The following is a 15578-nucleotide window of genomic DNA, read 5'->3' on the forward strand; positions in this document are numbered from 1 at the left end:
TCCCTACGCATATACGAAAAGCCGAGCATTCCTCGAAAAAGGAAAGCTCGGCTCGATTCAATCTTATTTTCGGTTCAACTGCACGAGTCCGCCTTCCGCCGCCGGATCGCGCAGCGCTTCCAAAACAATCTGCGCTTCGTAACCGTCGCGGAAGTCGTAAGCGGTGCCGGACCGGCCTTCCAACAGATTCAACACCTGACCGAAGATCGGCAGACCGCCGAGACCGTTCTCTTCGTCCTGCTCCGCGACCGCGACAGGCTGCGGTTCTTCGCCCGGGCCGCCAGCGAACAGATGGCCCCAGTTCTCCAGCGCCAACGTGCCGCCCGAACCTTGCACCACCAGCGAGACCCGCTCGTCTTCGCTTTCGCGCCGATCGGTTCCGGAGATCTGAATCTCCTGTCCGCTCTCAAGAACCATGACTGCCTGTACCGTGCTCTCGCACAGCCCGCCGTCCGCCGGGAATACGATCTCGCTGCTGACGGCGGCGATCCGGCCGAAAGTCTGCTGGATCATCTGGATCCAGTGGATGCCGACTTCCAGCAGATACCCGCCTTCGCGCCGGGTCGAGATCCAATCGTTCTGCTGCCAAGCGCGCGGCCAACGCGGGAATTCCAGATACAGGTTGATGCGCGAGATCTCTCCGACGTCGCCCTGCCGAATCCGCCGCCGGAACTCCAGCACCGGCGCTTCCAGCGGAAACGAGAAATGCACGATATTCAGACGGTCCGCCCGCTCCGCAAGCTTGACCATCTCTTCCGCTTCTTCGAGGCTGTTCGCCAGCGGTTTTTCGCAGAATACGTGGATGCCGCGTTCGAACGCCAATCGCGCCGCCTCATAGTGCATGGACGGCGGAACAGCGATATAGACGAGATCCGCGTCCGTTTCCTCCAGCAGCCTGCGGTAATCCGTATACAGCGAGAGCGAATCCGGACGGCCGAGCGATTCGCTTTCGCTTCGCAGCACGTCTTCGCGGCTGTCGCAGATCGCGACCAACTCCGTCCGGTCCGCGTACTGCGGCACCAGATGATGCACCATTCGCCGTCCCATATTGCCGAGGCCGATCACGGCCAATTTGATTTTTCCCATAAGTCCCTCCGTATGCTTGGATTGCGTATTCTTCCGACGGCCCGGCCGACCGCGCGCAGCAAAAAGCCGGCTTTTAGTCTTCGACTAAAAAACCGGCTTTTTTCAAGGCTGCGCAGGCTTTGTCGATTCGCTCGGCATCCGGTGCGGAGATCGTATGCAGATGGATGCCGCCCGTCAGCTCCGACAGGTAAGAAGCGCCCGTCGACTGAATTTTCTCGATGAATTCGAAAGCTTCGCTGCGGGTGCTGACGCGAACGAGCGCCGTCAACTGCCCGTATACCGGATGTTCGATGATCACGTCGTCGACGCTGACTCCGTGATCGACCAGCAGCAGCAGTTCTTCTTCCGTGCGCGCCCGATCGTGCTTGCAGGCGATGACCTTTTCCGCTTTCGGCTCTTCGCTGCCCGTCAGATAGATGTACCCTTGGCTGGTCGCCAGAATCGGATGGTTGCGGGCTTTGAGCAGCGTCATGTCCTGCACGATGACCTGTCTGGACACCGACGCCCTTCTCGCCAGCTCGCTTCCGGTAAGCGGACAAGATTCTTTGAGCCAGGCCAGCAATTTCTCCCGCCGCTGTTCTCCCGTCAATTTGTTCTCTTCCATAGGGACGATTCACGTACTCCCTTCTGTATGCGTCCGCGTTCTCCCGTCTTACTTGGTCTCTTCCAGTTCGCAGAGCGCTTGAACGAGCCTTTCCACATGCCGCTCCTTCGTCTCGGGACCGAACGAAACGCGGAAGAACGAATGTCCTTCCCTTTCTGGCAGTCCCAGTGCGGTCAACGTTTCCGGAACCGCATGATGCCCGGAAGAACAAGCGCTTCCCGTAGAGATGCAGAGGCCTTTTCGATTACATTCCAGCATAACATATTGCCCTTCGTAGCCCAAGCCGGCGCAGCCCGCGATATGCGGCAGCACGTTCGGCGCATCGCCGGGCAGACGGTCGACGACCAAATAAGCGGACAATCCCCGCGAGCGGAACGCTTCCCGAAGCTGCTCTCTCAAACGGATATAATGCGCCGTGCGCTGTTCGATCCGATCGCAGGTATGAACGGCCGCGGCGGCAAAAGCGGCGATCGACGGCACGTTGACCGTCCCCGGCCGGAAGCCGCTCTCGTGCAGCGCGCCGGGATAAGCCGGAACGAACGGGGCCCCCGGTCGGATATAGACGGCGCCGACGCCTTTGGGTCCTTGCACTTTGTGGCCGGAGATCGACAAGGCATCGACGCCGAGTTCTCGGGCGGAGAAACGCAGTTTCCCGAACGATTGCACCGCGTCGGTATGCAGCAGAATGCCGCGCGAATGCAGCAGAGCCGCGATCGCCGCCAGATCCTGCACGAGTCCGGTCTCCGAATTGGCGTGCTGAATCGAGACCAGACCGGTGTCCAGCCGCAGCAGCGGTTCGATCTGCTCCGGTCCGATTCGGCCCGAAGCGTCCGGGCGGACGTAATCGACTTCGCAGCCGAGCTCGATCAGACCGGCGACGGCGAGCTTGACCGAATGATGTTCGAGCACCGAAGTCAAGACATGCCGACGCTGCGGCGGCAGCGCACGCGCCAGCGAGGCGATCGCCAGCAAATTCGATTCCGTTCCCCCGCTCGTGAAAAACAGCCCCTCCGTCTGTCCGCCGAGCGCTCCGGCGATAAATTCGCGGCTGCGTTCCAGCACATGCGCGGCGCGCCCTCCTCCGTCATGCAGGCTGCTGGCATTGGCATACACGTCCCGGCTCATCGTCGTCAACGTTTCCAACGCTTCTTCGCACAGCGGAGAAGACGCGGCATAATCCAAATAAATCATATTCGACCTCTTTTCCCGCCCCGAACCGATACCTTGACTCCTATTCGAGGAATAGACTTGAGTTTAGTGTATGTTTGTGTAAATATAAGTGTCAAGACACCTGTAAACAAACTCGTAAACATTCTGAACAAAGAGGGTGGGATTCATTTGTCACAGCCATCCGTACTGATCATCGGAGCGGGAGCGGCAGCCCTCTCGTTGATCGACCATCTGCCTGCCGGCTGCTCCGTACGGCTCTTGACCAAAGAAACCGTCCGCGGCGGCAACTCCGTGCTCGCGCAGGGCGGGATTGCCGCCGTGCGTCTGGCCGAAGACTCCGTCGATTCGCATGTTCAAGATACGCTGATCGCCGGAGACGGCCATAACGACGCCGATCTTGTTCGGGAGATCGCGGCCGAAGGCAGCGCGTTGGTTAACCGTCTGGCCGAAGAAGGCTTTCCGTTCGACCGGGACGCGGCAGACCGCATCGCGCTCGGTCTCGAAGGCGCCCATTCGTTCCGCCGCATTTTTCATGCGGGCGGAGACGCTACGGGCCGGGCGCTGATCGAATATCTGCTGACCCGTACCCAAGGCCGCGCTTCCGTCGTCGAACAGGCGACCGTGCTGAAGCTGATCATGGAAAAAGGCCGCTGCGTCGGCGCGTGGGCTCTGCACGAAGGGGAGCTGCGAGCGTTCCGGGCGGACGCGGTGATCATCGCCAGCGGAGGCTGCGGAAGCTTATACGCGCCCCATACCGGAAACGAAGGCTTGACCGGAGACGGCCTGATGCTCGCTTACGAAGCGGGCGCGGAATTATGCGATCTGGAGTTTATGCAGTTTCATCCGACCTTGTTGGTGAAAAACGGCACAACCTACGGCCTGATCTCCGAAGCCGTCCGCGGCGAAGGCGGCGTGCTGCGAGACGAACAAGGACGCGCGATCATGGAAGGCCGGCATCCGCTCCGCGATCTGGCTCCGCGCGACATCGTGGCCCGGGCCATTCACGAAGAGATGCGGCAGGGACGCGAGATTCATCTGGATATCGGCGGCTGCGACCGTTTCCGCGAACGGTTCCCGACGATCACCGGCATCTTGGCGCAGGCGGGCATCGAAGTCGAAAGCGGACGGATTCCCGTAGAACCCGGCATGCATTTCATGATGGGCGGCATCAAAGCCGACGCTTCGGGCAGCACCGGGATTCCCGGCTTGTACGCGATCGGCGAAGCGGCCTGCACCGGTCTGCACGGGGCGAACCGACTCGCCAGCAATTCGCTGCTCGAAGCGCTGGTGACGGGCGCGAAAGCCGCGCAGCACAGCTTCGCTTACGCGATTCGGCAGAAGTCGATTCCGGCGGAATTCGAAGCCGCTGCCCCGACCAACGACGAATCGGCCGAGGCCGCAGCCGTAGAAGCGCCGGATCGGCTGAACGTTCCGCAAGTCACGCTAACGGAACTTCGGCGGCAGATGAGCCGTTATGCTTCGATCGTGCGCGACGCGGAAGGCTTGCGCCGATTGGAACACTGGCTGCTGCATCTGCCGACCGTGCCCACACCGCTCCCGGAACTCAACCGGGAAGCGGCCGAACTGGCGCGTCTGCGTCAGCTTGCGCTGCTGGTCGTCCGCTCCGCCCTTCTGCGAACGGAAAGCCGGGGCGCGCATTACCGAACGGACTGCCCGGATCGGCTCGATGCGGAATGGTCGGGCGTCGTTATCGCCCATCGGCAGTCATCGGACCCTATTTTACGCAAGGAAAGGACGACCGACGCATGCAGCGTATCGCTCTGAGACGAATGTTGGAACAATTCTATATGGAGGATATCGGCAGCGGAGACTTAAGCGCGCGGTTGATATCGGATGCCGGAGATCGGCAGGCGGTCATTCATGCCAAGCAGGGCGGCATCGTCGCCGGGGTCGAAGTGATCCGCGAAGCGTTCGCGCTGCTCGATCCGGAGATTCGCGTCTCTCTGCGCAAGAAAGACGGAGATCCCGTCGCCGCGGGCGAGACGATCGCCGAACTGACGGGCCGAGCCTCCACCCTGCTGACCGGCGAACGGGTGGTGCTGAACCTGCTTCAGCGGATGTCGGGCATCGCTACGGCGACCCGGAAGGCGATCGAGACGCTGAACGATCCGTCGATCCGGGTGTGCGATACGCGCAAGACGACGCCCGGCCTGCGAATGTTGGAGAAATACGCCGTCACGGCCGGAGGCGGATTCAATCACCGCTTCGGCCTGTACGACGGTATCATGATCAAAGATAACCATATCGCGGCGGAAGGGTCCATCACGGCCGCCGTCGCCAAAGCGCGCGCGCAGGTCGGGCATATGGTCAAGATCGAAGTCGAGATCGAAGACGAAGACCAGCTTCGCGAAGCGATCGCCGCGGACGCGGACATCATTATGTTCGACAACTGCGGACCGGATACCGTTAGGCGGTTCGCCGCGATCGCGCCGCCGCACATCATCACGGAAGCTTCCGGCGGCATCGATATGCGGACGCTGCCCGCTTACGCGGGAACCGGCGTGCATTATGTCTCGCTCGGCTTTTTGACGCATTCGGTGACCAGTCTGGACATCAGCATGGATATCAAGCCCGCTCGAACGAACGAGGCGGCCACGGAAAGGCAGGAGATTTAATCATGTCCATCTTCAACGAATTGGCGCCTCAGCATCGGCTGATGCCCGAAGCATACCGGGAACTTTCGACCGAAGAAATGGAGCGGCGGGTCCGCGCCATCAAGGAGAAGCACGGCGACGAACTGCTGATTCCCGGCCATCATTATCAGCGCGACGAAGTGATCCAATTCGCCGACGTCACCGGCGATTCGCTGGAACTGGCGCGTCTGGCCGCGCAGAATACGCGGGCGCGCCATATCGTGTTCTGCGGCGTGCACTTCATGGCCGAGACGTGCGATATTCTGACGCAGGAAGAGCAGACCGTCGTGCTGCCCGACATGCGCGCGGGCTGCTCGATGGCCGACATGGCGAACATGGCCCAGACCGAAATCGCGTGGCGGCTGCTGACCGAGCAGGTCGGCGATACGATCCTGCCGCTCACTTACGTCAACTCGACCGCCGAGATCAAAGCGTTCGTCGGACGCCACGGCGGAGCGACCGTCACGTCGTCCAACGCCCGGCAGGTCATCGCGTGGGCGCTCAAACAGAAGAAACGGATTCTATTCCTGCCCGATCAGCATCTGGGTCGCAACACCGCCTATCAGCTCGGCATTCCGCTGGAGCAGATGGCGGTATGGGACCCTTACGCGAAGCGGCTGGAGACGGACCGCGATCCCGAAGATCTGCGCATTCTGCTGTGGAAAGGCCACTGTTCGGTGCACGAGAAATTCACCGTCGCGCAGATCGAAGAGTTCCGCCGAAGCGATCCCGAAGTCCGCGTGATCGTGCATCCGGAATGCACCTACGACGTCGTCATGGCCGCGGACGACGCGGGTTCCACCAAATACATCATCGACCGGATCAACGAAGCGCCCACCGGCAGCAAATGGGCCGTCGGCACCGAGATGAATCTCGTCCGCCGTCTGGCCGCTCGGCATCCCGAGCAGCAGATCGTATCGCTCAATCCGGATCTCTGCCCGTGCCTGACCATGAACCGGATCGATCTGCCGCATCTGCTCTGGTCGCTGGAGTCGATCGACCGCGGCGAGACGACCGGCATCATCCGCGTGTCGCAAGATATCGCCGAAGACGCCAAAGCCGCGCTTGCCCGGATGTTCGAACATGTGTAAACGCAAATGATCCTTACGGATAGACCGTAAGGATCAGACCGCCGCGATTATCGCCCGACAAGGCATAGTCGCGGTTTTTCGGCAGGCGAATCTGCGAAATTTCTTCCGGCCCGTAGTAACGGACGTCGTATTCGCGGCCTTCCACGGTGGTCGAGATCGACCGTTTCTCTTGCAGCAGGTCCAGATATTCTTCCAGCACCAGATTGTTGCGCTGCATGATCATGCTGTGCGGCAGTCCCACGTAACGAAAATGCCACGGTTCGAACGAAATGCCTGTCACGTCCGTCTTATCCGCCGGATAACGCAGCACGAACCCGTAGCGGGCCGCGTTTTTCTCCAGCCATTTGCCTTCGTCGGCGTTGGCCATCATGCCTTGGGTCGAACCGACGTCCAGTGCCAGCCCCAGATGATGTTCGCTGTAGCCGGGCGGCAGCGCGTAATCCCCGCCTTTTTCCGCGTAGAGCTTGCTCTGCTCCGCTTCGCTGCGATAGCCGCTGCTGATCATGAAATGCGTGACGCCGTCTTGCGCCGCCGCGTCGATCATCGCCGCGAACTTCAGCGCGACCCGCCGCGACAATTCGATCTTGTGATCCAGCATCGCCGCGCGTCCGAGCAGTTCCGGCTTGCCCGCAAGTTCCGTAATATCCGGCTGCGTGCCCTGCGGACGAATCTTATAGTCTCCGTTGACCAGCAGCAGATCGCCTTTGTACAGTTGATCTTCTTCGACCTCCGGCTTGTCTCCGCTATCGCGAAGCGCGATCTCTTGAATCATGCCGTCCACCGATTTCGCTTCCGCGCCGAGACCGATCCAGCCCCGCTGCTCGGCCAATCGGAAGAGCGCCGCCGCCAGCAGCACCGCGAGCAGCGTCGTGATGATCCCCCATCTTTTCATGCCTGTTCATCCTCCCGTTCCTCTTCTGCTTTAAGCATAGAAGACGCGGTTTAAGAAAAAGCGGCGTCAAACCTAAAGTTTTCCTTAAATCCTTCATGAAAAGGAACAGGCGATCAGAGCGGGAGCCGAACTTCGAACGTCGTATGCACCGCGTCGCTTTCCGCCGAGATCCGGCCTTTGTGGCGCTCCACGATGTTTTTGGCGATAAACAAGCCCAGTCCCGTGCTTCCGCTCTGTTGGGAACGCGCGCGGTCGCCCGTGTAGAACATCTCGAACAGATGCGGCAGCTCCTCGGGCGAGATCGAATCGCCGTAGTTGGTCACGCGCACGACGGCTTCTTCCTGTTCGACGCGGCACAAAATGTCCACGTACTGTCCTTCCGCCCCGTAACGCGCCGCGTTGGTCAGCAGATTCTCGAACACGCGCGCGAGCAGCTCCCCGTCGCCCGTGATGCGGACGTCCGGCTGAATCTCCATGCGGGCGGTCAGTCGGCTTTTCTCGAATACCGGGTACAGCTCTTCCTGCATCTGGGTCAGCAGTTCGCTCAGATCGAGCGGCTGCGTGTCGAGCGTCAGCATGCCGTAATTCATCCGGGTGATCTCGAACAGCTCGTCGATCAGACGCTCCAGACGTTTGGACTTGGTGAACGCGATCGTCGTATAATGCTTGACCTGCTCCGGCGACAATTCTTCGTTCCGCAAAATGAAATCCAGATACCCGAGCACCGAAGTCAGCGGAGTGCGCAGATCGTGAGCGAGATTCAGCACCAGTTGGTCTTTGCTCGTTTCGGCGAAATCGCCGCGCTCCACCGCTTTTTTCAACTTTTCGCCCGCCGCGTTCATGTCCGCCGCGATGCTGCCGAACTCGTCGTTCGAGCGGATCTCGACCCTTCCTTCGAAATCGCCGTTCGCCAGCCGATGAATGCCGGTCGAGAGCTCGCGGAAGTAACGGGAGTACGGTTTGGTGAGCCAGAAAAAGAACAGGATCGCCAGCGGCACGAAGAAGATCAGGAAGAAATTCAAATCGCCGAAATCCCGTACCACGTCCCGAAACTGGGCCAGCGGATCGCCGAACTTGGCATTTTTGACGTAATAGAATTGCAGCACCTTATAGATCGCGTACGTCACGCCTCCGGACAGCAGCATGCTCAGACCGAGCAGCAGGATCATGCGGAAACGGAAACTGCTCGTCATTCTACGCATTGAACGCGTACCCGACGCCCCAGACCGTCTTGATCCATTTGTTCTTCTCGGCGTCTTCGCCCAGCTTGCGGCGCAGCGTGCGAATATGCACCATCACGGTATTGCCGCTCTCGAAATAATCGTCGTCCCAGACGTGACGGAAGATGTTCTCCGCGCTGAATACTTTCTTGGGATGTCCGGCGAGCAGATAGAGGATATCGAATTCTTTGGGGGTCAGCTCGACGACGCGGCCGTAGACTTTCACTTCGCGCTGCTCGGGGTCGATGCTGAGGCCTCCCGCTTCCAATACGTTCGGGCGCTTATCCTCCGGTGCTTGGTTGAGCTGCGTGGACCGGCGAATCTGCGCGTTGACCCGGGCGACCAGTTCCATCGGATTGAACGGCTTGGTCATGTAATCGTCCGCCCCGATCACGAGTCCCGTGATCTTGTCGAGATCGGACGTCTTCGCGCTGAGAAAAATGATCGGCATCCGGTGCTGTTCCCGAATCTGCCGCGTGACTTCGTAACCGTCCATGCCGGGCATCATGATATCCAGAATGACGAGATCGACCGGCTGGGAGTGGATCAGGCGCAGCGCTTCGGGGCCGCTTTGCGCCGTCAGCGTGCGGTAGCCTTCTTTCTCCAGATGCAGCGCGACGAGATCGGCAATTTCTTTCTCGTCGTCGGCGATCAGGATCGTTGAATCTTTCATGGATTGTTCGCTCCCTCGAAGGTTCGTTTGTTCTCAGGATAGCGAACGGGGGCGGGAATGGCAATTCGCGGCGTCGGCTTTCGGGCTGCTGCACGTTTAGGCTTAGGCGCGCATGAGAAAAAGCTTCTTCTCGCCCAAGGGCGAAAAGAAGCTTTTCCGTTACTCGCCGATCTCCGACATGAACGCTTTGAACGCCGCCGCGATCTCCGGCGAATTCTGATGGTGCAGGTAATGGCCGCCGTGCATCAGCAGCATCTGGCTTTTCTCGGCGTGAGCGGCTTGCTCCTTATGCAGCTCGATCCAATTCGGCTGCGCGTCGTCGTCCTCGTTGACGAACAAGATCAGCGGCAGATCGGCCGGGAATTGGGCATTCGCTTCCCGCGCATCGCGGAAGTTGCCGGCGATATGCGTCATCTCGTTGCGCAGCGTCGAGTTGTTGCTGACGCGATACGTGATCAAACGAATCTGCTCGCTCATGTGTTTGTCGTAACCCAGCGCTTCGTACGGATCGCCGTTCAGCTTCAAGGTCAGACGAAGCAGACCCGATTCTTTCAAGAAGCCGAAGAAGCCCGCGGGCAGTTCCGCGTCCATGCCGCCTTGCGTCGGCACGCTGGTGTCGATCCCGGCAAAAGCGATCACTTCGTCGCGGTACTTCTGCACGTAGTCGACCCCGTACAATCCGGCGATCGAATGGCCCATCAGCACGTAACGATCCGCGCCGACTTGATGAACCGCTTCGTGGATTTCTTCGACGATATTCGCCGTCGTACGTTCTTTGTCCGTCTCGTCGCTCAGTCCGTAGCCGAACGGCTCGACAGCGATGACCCGGTAGTCTTTCTCGAGTTCTTGCAGCAGAAACTCGAAATCGCGCGCCGGAACCGCCGTTCCGTAGCCGGGCAGCAGCACGACCGTTTCCGGTCCTTTCCCGCGAATCAGCAGATTCATGTTCTTTCCGTCTACCGAGACCTTTTGACCGTAAGGTTCGATCTTGGAAGCTTCCACGCGGGTCGCGATCCGGTCCGTCGCGAATACGATCAAGAAGAACAGCGCGACCACGCCGACCAGTATCGCGATCGTGCGCAGCAGAATACGCCGCCATCTTCTTTTTTTCTTATCGGGCTTTGCCGCTTTAGGGTTCGTGTGCATCGGGTTCGTCTGCGTCATCTTCGTCTCTCCTGTCTTCCGGCCGCTCGAAGCCGCCTTCGATCCTCAGATTAACAAAGCGTTATGGACGCCTCGTGACGGCAATATGAACGCAGGATGAACAAGCAAGAAAAAGGTTCCGAATCCGCGAAAAAGCCAAACGGAGTTCCTACTTGCTCGATTTACTCGGCAGTTCGGGCGGAATCCGCGGCAGCGTCACCGTAAAGACCGTCCCGCCGTCCGGCCCGCTGCCGGCCGTCACCCGGCCGCCGTGCAGCGACACGATCTGACGAACGATCGAGAGGCCGAGACCGCTGCCTTCGTATTTGCGGCTGCGCGAACGGTCGGCTTTGAAGAAACGTTCGAAGACCCGCTCCCGATCTTCCGGCGCGATGCCGATTCCTTGATCGGCGATCGTTACCCGTACGCCGCGTTCGTCCGGCGTCAACGCGATCGCGATCTCCCCGCCGTCCGGCGAGAACTTGATCGCGTTGCCGACGATGTTCGTCCAGACTTGGCCGAGCTGATCGGGATCGCCCGTCAGCCGCGCTTCCGGCAGATCCAATTCGACCCGGATCTGCTTCGCCGACCACTGCGGTTCGAGCGCGATCACGACCCGGCGGATCTGCTCGTCCAGCCCGAACTCCGAGCGCTTCCGGAGCTGCGGCTGCGATTCCAATTGGCTGAGCTTCAGCAGGCTGTCGCTCATTCGCGAGATCCGTTTGGCTTCGTCGGCGATGATGTCGAGGTAACGATCGCGCTGCTCCTCCGTCAGATTGCGCTGCTTGAGCGCCAGCGCGTAGCCGGAGATCGATGTCAGCGGCGACTGGACTTCGTGCGAGACGTTCGATACGAAATCGCGGCGCATCTCTTCGAGCCGGCGCAGATCCTGCGACATCTCCACGAAACTTCGCGCCAACGCGCCCAGCTCGCCTTTTTGCCGAGTATCCAGCCGCACGTCGAAGTCGCCGCCCGCGATATCTTTGGTAGCCTGCGTCATCTGCTTGATCGGACGGATCAGGAAGAAGGACGCGATCACGATCACCAGACTGCCGGACAGCAGCGCGTAGAGCGCGAAATTCAGCAACCATTTCGCCACGAACCAAACGGAAGACGAACCGACCGGCTCGATAAACATCGCCCGATCTTCTCCTCCCTGCTTAAAAGGAATCCCGATCAACTCGATCGTCACGCCTCGCGAATTGACCCGTACGGTCTCGCCCGCCAGCACCCGACGGACCTGCTCTTCCGTCGCTTCCACGACCGGACGACCGTCCGGCGTTCCGTAATTCTCGTAGCGCTCCGGCGTCTCGTAGATCCGAATCCGGTACGAATTCAATTGGTGCATGCCTCGCACGTATCGTTCCGCTTCTTCCGGCGGCAGCGTCTCGTAGACGCGCGCCACGTCTTCGCCGAACTGGATCAGCGGAATCTGAAGATTGTCGTTCAACTGCTCGCGGAACGCCCACGTCACCATGAAAAAGGAGAGCAGCGTACCGACCACGACGGATACGAGAAAAATCACCACGATCCGCGTATACAGCGAGCGGATCATTCCGCGGCCTCCAATCGGTAGCCTAGTCCCCGCACGGTCTCGATCCGGAAATCCGGCACTTCGGCGAACCGTTCGCGCAGCCGTTTGATATGCACGTCCACCGTTCGGTTATCGCCCGCGTAATCCAGCCCCCAGATCCGTTCGATCAACTGTTCGCGCGTATAGACCTGCCCCGGCGTCTCGGCCAGCGTATACAGCAGTTCGAATTCTTTGAGCGGAAGGGTCAACGTCTCGGTCCGGGTCGTGACTTTGTACGTGCTGCGGTCCAACTCGACCTCCCCGAGCCGGACGGCGCGGGCCGCTCCGATGCGGTAGCGCTTGAGCAGCGCCCGCACCCGGACGGTCAGCTCCAGTGGATCGAACGGCTTGGTGAGATAATCGTCGGCTCCCAGCTCGAAGCCTTTGACTTTCTCCCACGTCTCTCCGCGAGCCGTCAGCATGAGCAGCGGCAGATCGGGATTGAGCCGCCGAAGCTCCCGGCACAGCGCCCAGCCGTCCATCGCGGGCATCATGATATCGAGCACGGCCAGATCGATCGGCGAAGCCGCGTAAGCTTTCAGCGCTTCCCTGCCGTCGGCGGCTTCGACCGTCGCGTAACCTTCCCCTCGCAGAAATAAACAGACCAGTTCGCGAATGTTCGCGTCGTCGTCGGCAACCAATACGGTCGGCATGTCGCTCCTCCTTTTCGCACGGCTCCAATCGCCTGCTCTTTCTTCTATTGTAGCGCACGCGAAGGGTTCTCCGTAACCGCCGAAGGTTCGAAGCTTATACGTACGGGATCAGTCTCTCGACTCGTACAACGCTTCGCCGACCTCGCGCACGAACGGACTCCATGCTCCGTCCGCGAACAGCATCAGCCGGTGCATGGCCCGGGTGCAGGCGGTGTAGAACAGTTTGCGTTCGCTCTCCCGGCCGTAAACGCGCGCGGAGGCGTCGGCGATCAGCACCGCTTCGAACTCGACGCCTTTGGCCAGATAGACGGGCAGCGCCAGCGCGCCCCGCTCGAACTCCGGCGTACGTTTGGTGACTTCTTTCACCCCTTCGCAGCCCAGAGCCGACAGCCTTTCGTGCAGGTTATGCGCTTCGGCGGCCGTCTTAGTCACGAGTCCGATCGATTCGAAACCCTGCTCCCGCAGTTCGGCCAGAGCGTCGGCGATTCGCCGCGCCTGTTCTTCCGCGCCGGAAACGGCGATCAGCACCGGCTTGCCGCCGCTGCGCTCGAACGGCTCGATCTCGGCCGCTTCCGGCAGCAGCGCTTTGGCGAACTCCACGATCTCGCGGGTGGAGCGATAGCTGCGCGTCAAGCGGATCAGACGCGTGTCGTTTTCGCCGTACAGACGCAGCAGCGGGGAAGAAGCGCTCGACAGCTCCGTGGATTGCGCGAAGATCGCTTGGCCGAAATCGCCGAGCACGGTCATGCGGGCGCGCGGGAACATTTTTCTCAAAAAAGCATATTGGAACGCCGAATAATCCTGTCCTTCGTCGACGAATACGTAGCGGATATCCCCGTCGGCGCGCCCGCCTTCGATCGATTCCCGCAGATGCAGATACGGGGTCTGATCTTCGCAAAACAGCTCGCCTCGCGCGATCTTCGCCCGCGTCTGCCCGCAAATCTCGTCCCAATGCGCCGAAGCTCCCACAGGCCGATTCTCCGGCGAGAACAGCTGCATGTACAGACCGGCGGCGTCGAGGAACTCCATCCGTTTGACGAAACGCTTGAGCGGTTCGAACGCTTCGGCGACGATGCCGCGGCGCAGCAGCTCTTCTTCTTTTTCCGCAAAATCGAAATCGCCTTCGTCCGGACGCCGACGCCCGTTGATCCGATCGCGCGCCGCCGCGTACATCTCGGCGAAGTCGAACAGGTTGCGGTCTTGATGCAGCTCGCGGAAAGCTTCTTCGGACTGCTCGCCGTCGACGTAGTTCAGCTCTTCGGCCACCCAATCCGCTCCGACCTCTTCGCGTTCGAGACGCTTCAGTTCGCCGAGCAGCCATTCCTGAAGTTTCGCCGTCCGGTTCGGGATGCGCATCGACTCGTCGTACCCGTAGAACAGCTCGGCTATTCGCTCAGCGCTCACCAATTCCCGTCCGCGGAACGTCACGCCGTTAAATTTCATGCCCTCCCGTTCCAGACCGGATACGTACTGCCGCATATGCTCGAGCAGCTCTTCGGACGCTTTGTACCGGATGCCGCTCAGACGCGCATCGTAACCGGGATCTTCCGTTTGCGACAGCACGTATTCCATCTGATCGAACGGATCTTCCAGCTTGAACGTCCGGCCGAGGCGGCTGTCGAGATATTGCTGAAACGTCGTCTGCGTCATATTTTCTTCGCCCAGCTCCGGCAGGACGGTCGAGACGTAACTGTTGAACATCGGGTTCGGCGAAAACAGCACGATCTGATTCGCTCTGACCCGGTCGCGCTGGCTGTACAGCAGATACGCGACCCGCTGGAGCGCCGCCGACGTCTTGCCGCTGCCGGCCGCTCCCTGCACGATCAGCATCCGGCTGCGCTCGTCGCGGATGATCGCGTTCTGCTCGTGCTGGATCGTCGCGACGATGGTCTTCATCCGGTTATCGGCCGCTCCCCCGAGCACCTGCTGAAGCAGTTCGTCGCCGATCGTCTCGCTCGTATCGAACACGTTCAGCATCTCGCCGCCTTGAATCCGGTACTGCCGCTTCAATGCCATCGTTCCGGTAACCGTACCGCCCGGCGTCTCGTAGTCGGCGCGGCCCGGCGAATGATCGTAGTACAAGCTCGCGATCGGCGTGCGCCAATCGTAGATGAGGAATTCGAGACCGTCCGCGTCGACGAACGAAGATACTCCGATATACACGGACTCCGTGAAGGTTGTGCCGTCTTCGCGATAGTCGACCCGGCCGAAGTAAGGCGATTCCAGCAGGCGCTGAAGCTTGTGATAATACCGCACTTTGTTCCGATGGCTGCGTTCGCGTTCCGATAGCAGCGCTTCCTGCTGCTCGATGCTGTAGACGCTCTCCTCGAAGTCTTCGTTCGTGCTGGTGCTGACGCTGACTTCTTCCCAGAACCGTCTTCGGATATCCGCCGCCTGCTCGCCCAGATCGAGCACTTCCGGTTCGATTTTCGCGATGGCCGCGCGCAGCTTGCCGCTGACGTCGTCCAACCGTGCCTGCTCTTGCTTCCAATCTTTCGCTTCGATCATCTCTCCGACCACTCCCCGTTTCGATTTTGGAGAAAAACCGTTTGACAGCCCGCCCTGCCGCATGCTATGATTATAGTGTAAATAAGATGTGATACTTATGTCTTAATTCAATCGGACAATAGCGGTTCTCCCATCGTATCACACCGGGTGGGCTGCCGCAATAGGATTCTGCATGATTTGACCCCGGCGGAGACGTCGGGGTTTTTCGGTGTTTATTCGGCGGAAAAGAACGAAAAGAAGCGGCCTGTCGGACGGCCGCTTTCGGACGGTTGAGCAAGCCGATTAGGTGGGGGAGCAGAAGGATCGAGCAT

13 protein-coding genes are annotated in these 15578 nt (G+C 60.2%); 3 read left to right on the top strand and 10 right to left on the bottom strand.

Features of this window, described 5'->3' with window-relative positions:
- Positions 1-63 precede the first annotated feature (63 nt).
- The 3 genes from CDO73_RS05805 to CDO73_RS05815 form a co-directional block, all read right to left on the bottom strand.
- Entirely contained in the window at positions 64-1086 is a 1023-nt protein-coding gene (locus tag CDO73_RS05805; protein ID WP_088487548.1) for a Gfo/Idh/MocA family protein, read from the bottom strand.
- Positions 1087-1159: 73 nt separating this feature from the next.
- Positions 1160-1690 (bottom strand): transcription repressor NadR, encoded by a 531-nt coding sequence (locus CDO73_RS05810; protein WP_088487549.1) that lies wholly within the window; start codon positions 1688-1690, stop codon positions 1160-1162.
- A 48-nt stretch (positions 1691-1738) separates the two neighbouring features.
- A complete protein-coding gene (locus tag CDO73_RS05815; protein ID WP_088487550.1) occupies positions 1739-2881 on the bottom strand; it encodes an IscS subfamily cysteine desulfurase in 1143 nt (380 codons plus the stop codon).
- Between the two features lie 147 nt (positions 2882-3028).
- Here CDO73_RS05815 and nadB point away from each other — a divergent pair, with 147 nt between their 5' ends.
- The 3 genes from nadB to nadA are packed head-to-tail and all read left to right on the top strand — an operon-like array spanning position 3029 to position 6605.
- Entirely contained in the window at positions 3029-4645 is a 1617-nt protein-coding gene (nadB, locus tag CDO73_RS05820) for an L-aspartate oxidase (protein WP_088487551.1), read from the top strand.
- Positions 4627-5496 (top strand): carboxylating nicotinate-nucleotide diphosphorylase, encoded by an 870-nt coding sequence (nadC, locus tag CDO73_RS05825; RefSeq protein WP_088487552.1) that lies wholly within the window; start codon positions 4627-4629, stop codon positions 5494-5496. Before nadB ends, nadC begins: the two co-directional genes overlap by 19 nt.
- Positions 5497-5498: 2 nt before the next feature.
- On the top strand, positions 5499-6605 hold the full coding sequence (gene nadA, locus CDO73_RS05830; protein WP_088487553.1) for a quinolinate synthase NadA: 1107 nt from the start codon (positions 5499-5501) through the stop codon (positions 6603-6605).
- 13 nt (positions 6606-6618) lie between these two features.
- Here the strand turns inward: nadA and CDO73_RS05835 are convergent, their stop codons facing one another.
- From CDO73_RS05835 to helD, 7 genes are all read right to left on the bottom strand, one after another.
- Positions 6619-7497, bottom strand: coding sequence for a M15 family metallopeptidase (locus CDO73_RS05835; protein ID WP_088487554.1), 879 nt, complete (start codon positions 7495-7497; stop codon positions 6619-6621).
- Positions 7498-7610: 113 nt separating this feature from the next.
- The gene (locus CDO73_RS05840; protein WP_088487555.1) at positions 7611-8699 is read right to left on the bottom strand and encodes a sensor histidine kinase; all 1089 of its coding nucleotides are present in this window, start codon (positions 8697-8699) and stop codon (positions 7611-7613) included.
- Entirely contained in the window at positions 8692-9390 is a 699-nt protein-coding gene (locus CDO73_RS05845; RefSeq protein ID WP_088487556.1) for a response regulator transcription factor, read from the bottom strand. Before CDO73_RS05845 ends, CDO73_RS05840 begins: the two co-directional genes overlap by 8 nt.
- Before the next feature lie 159 nt (positions 9391-9549).
- Entirely contained in the window at positions 9550-10554 is a 1005-nt protein-coding gene (locus CDO73_RS05850; protein WP_256972577.1) for an alpha/beta hydrolase, read from the bottom strand.
- Between the two features lie 148 nt (positions 10555-10702).
- Entirely contained in the window at positions 10703-12088 is a 1386-nt protein-coding gene (locus tag CDO73_RS05855) for a sensor histidine kinase (RefSeq protein ID WP_088487557.1), read from the bottom strand.
- Positions 12085-12759, bottom strand: a complete 675-nt coding sequence (locus tag CDO73_RS05860; RefSeq protein ID WP_088487558.1) for a response regulator transcription factor — start codon at positions 12757-12759, stop codon at positions 12085-12087. Before CDO73_RS05860 ends, CDO73_RS05855 begins: the two co-directional genes overlap by 4 nt.
- A 108-nt stretch (positions 12760-12867) precedes the next feature.
- On the bottom strand, positions 12868-15267 hold the full coding sequence (gene helD / locus CDO73_RS05865; RefSeq protein ID WP_088487559.1) for an RNA polymerase recycling motor HelD: 2400 nt from the start codon (positions 15265-15267) through the stop codon (positions 12868-12870).
- Positions 15268-15578: the final 311 nt, after the last annotated feature.

The organism is Saccharibacillus sp. O23 (genome assembly GCF_002205895.1).
Taxonomy (GTDB): Bacteria; Bacillota; Bacilli; order Paenibacillales; family Paenibacillaceae; genus Saccharibacillus.

Excerpts from the sequence above, each read along its gene's own strand:
- CDO73_RS05805 (WP_088487548.1), bottom strand. The coding sequence starts at position 1,086 with ATGGGAAAAATCAAATTGGCCGTGATCGGCCTCGGCAATATGGGACGG.
- CDO73_RS05810 (WP_088487549.1), bottom strand. The coding sequence starts at position 1,690 with ATGGAAGAGAACAAATTGACGGGAGAACAGCGGCGGGAGAAATTGCTG.
- CDO73_RS05815 (WP_088487550.1), bottom strand. The coding sequence starts at position 2,881 with ATGATTTATTTGGATTATGCCGCGTCTTCTCCGCTGTGCGAAGAAGCG.
- nadC (WP_088487552.1), top strand. The coding sequence starts at position 4,627 with ATGCAGCGTATCGCTCTGAGACGAATGTTGGAACAATTCTATATGGAG.
- nadA (WP_088487553.1), top strand. The coding sequence starts at position 5,499 with ATGTCCATCTTCAACGAATTGGCGCCTCAGCATCGGCTGATGCCCGAA.
- CDO73_RS05835 (WP_088487554.1), bottom strand. The coding sequence starts at position 7,497 with ATGAAAAGATGGGGGATCATCACGACGCTGCTCGCGGTGCTGCTGGCG.
- CDO73_RS05840 (WP_088487555.1), bottom strand. The coding sequence starts at position 8,699 with ATGCGTAGAATGACGAGCAGTTTCCGTTTCCGCATGATCCTGCTGCTC.
- CDO73_RS05845 (WP_088487556.1), bottom strand. The coding sequence starts at position 9,390 with ATGAAAGATTCAACGATCCTGATCGCCGACGACGAGAAAGAAATTGCC.
- CDO73_RS05850 (WP_256972577.1), bottom strand. The coding sequence starts at position 10,554 with ATGACGCAGACGAACCCGATGCACACGAACCCTAAAGCGGCAAAGCCC.
- CDO73_RS05855 (WP_088487557.1), bottom strand. The coding sequence starts at position 12,088 with ATGATCCGCTCGCTGTATACGCGGATCGTGGTGATTTTTCTCGTATCC.
- CDO73_RS05860 (WP_088487558.1), bottom strand. The coding sequence starts at position 12,759 with ATGCCGACCGTATTGGTTGCCGACGACGACGCGAACATTCGCGAACTG.
- helD (WP_088487559.1), bottom strand. The coding sequence starts at position 15,267 with ATGATCGAAGCGAAAGATTGGAAGCAAGAGCAGGCACGGTTGGACGAC.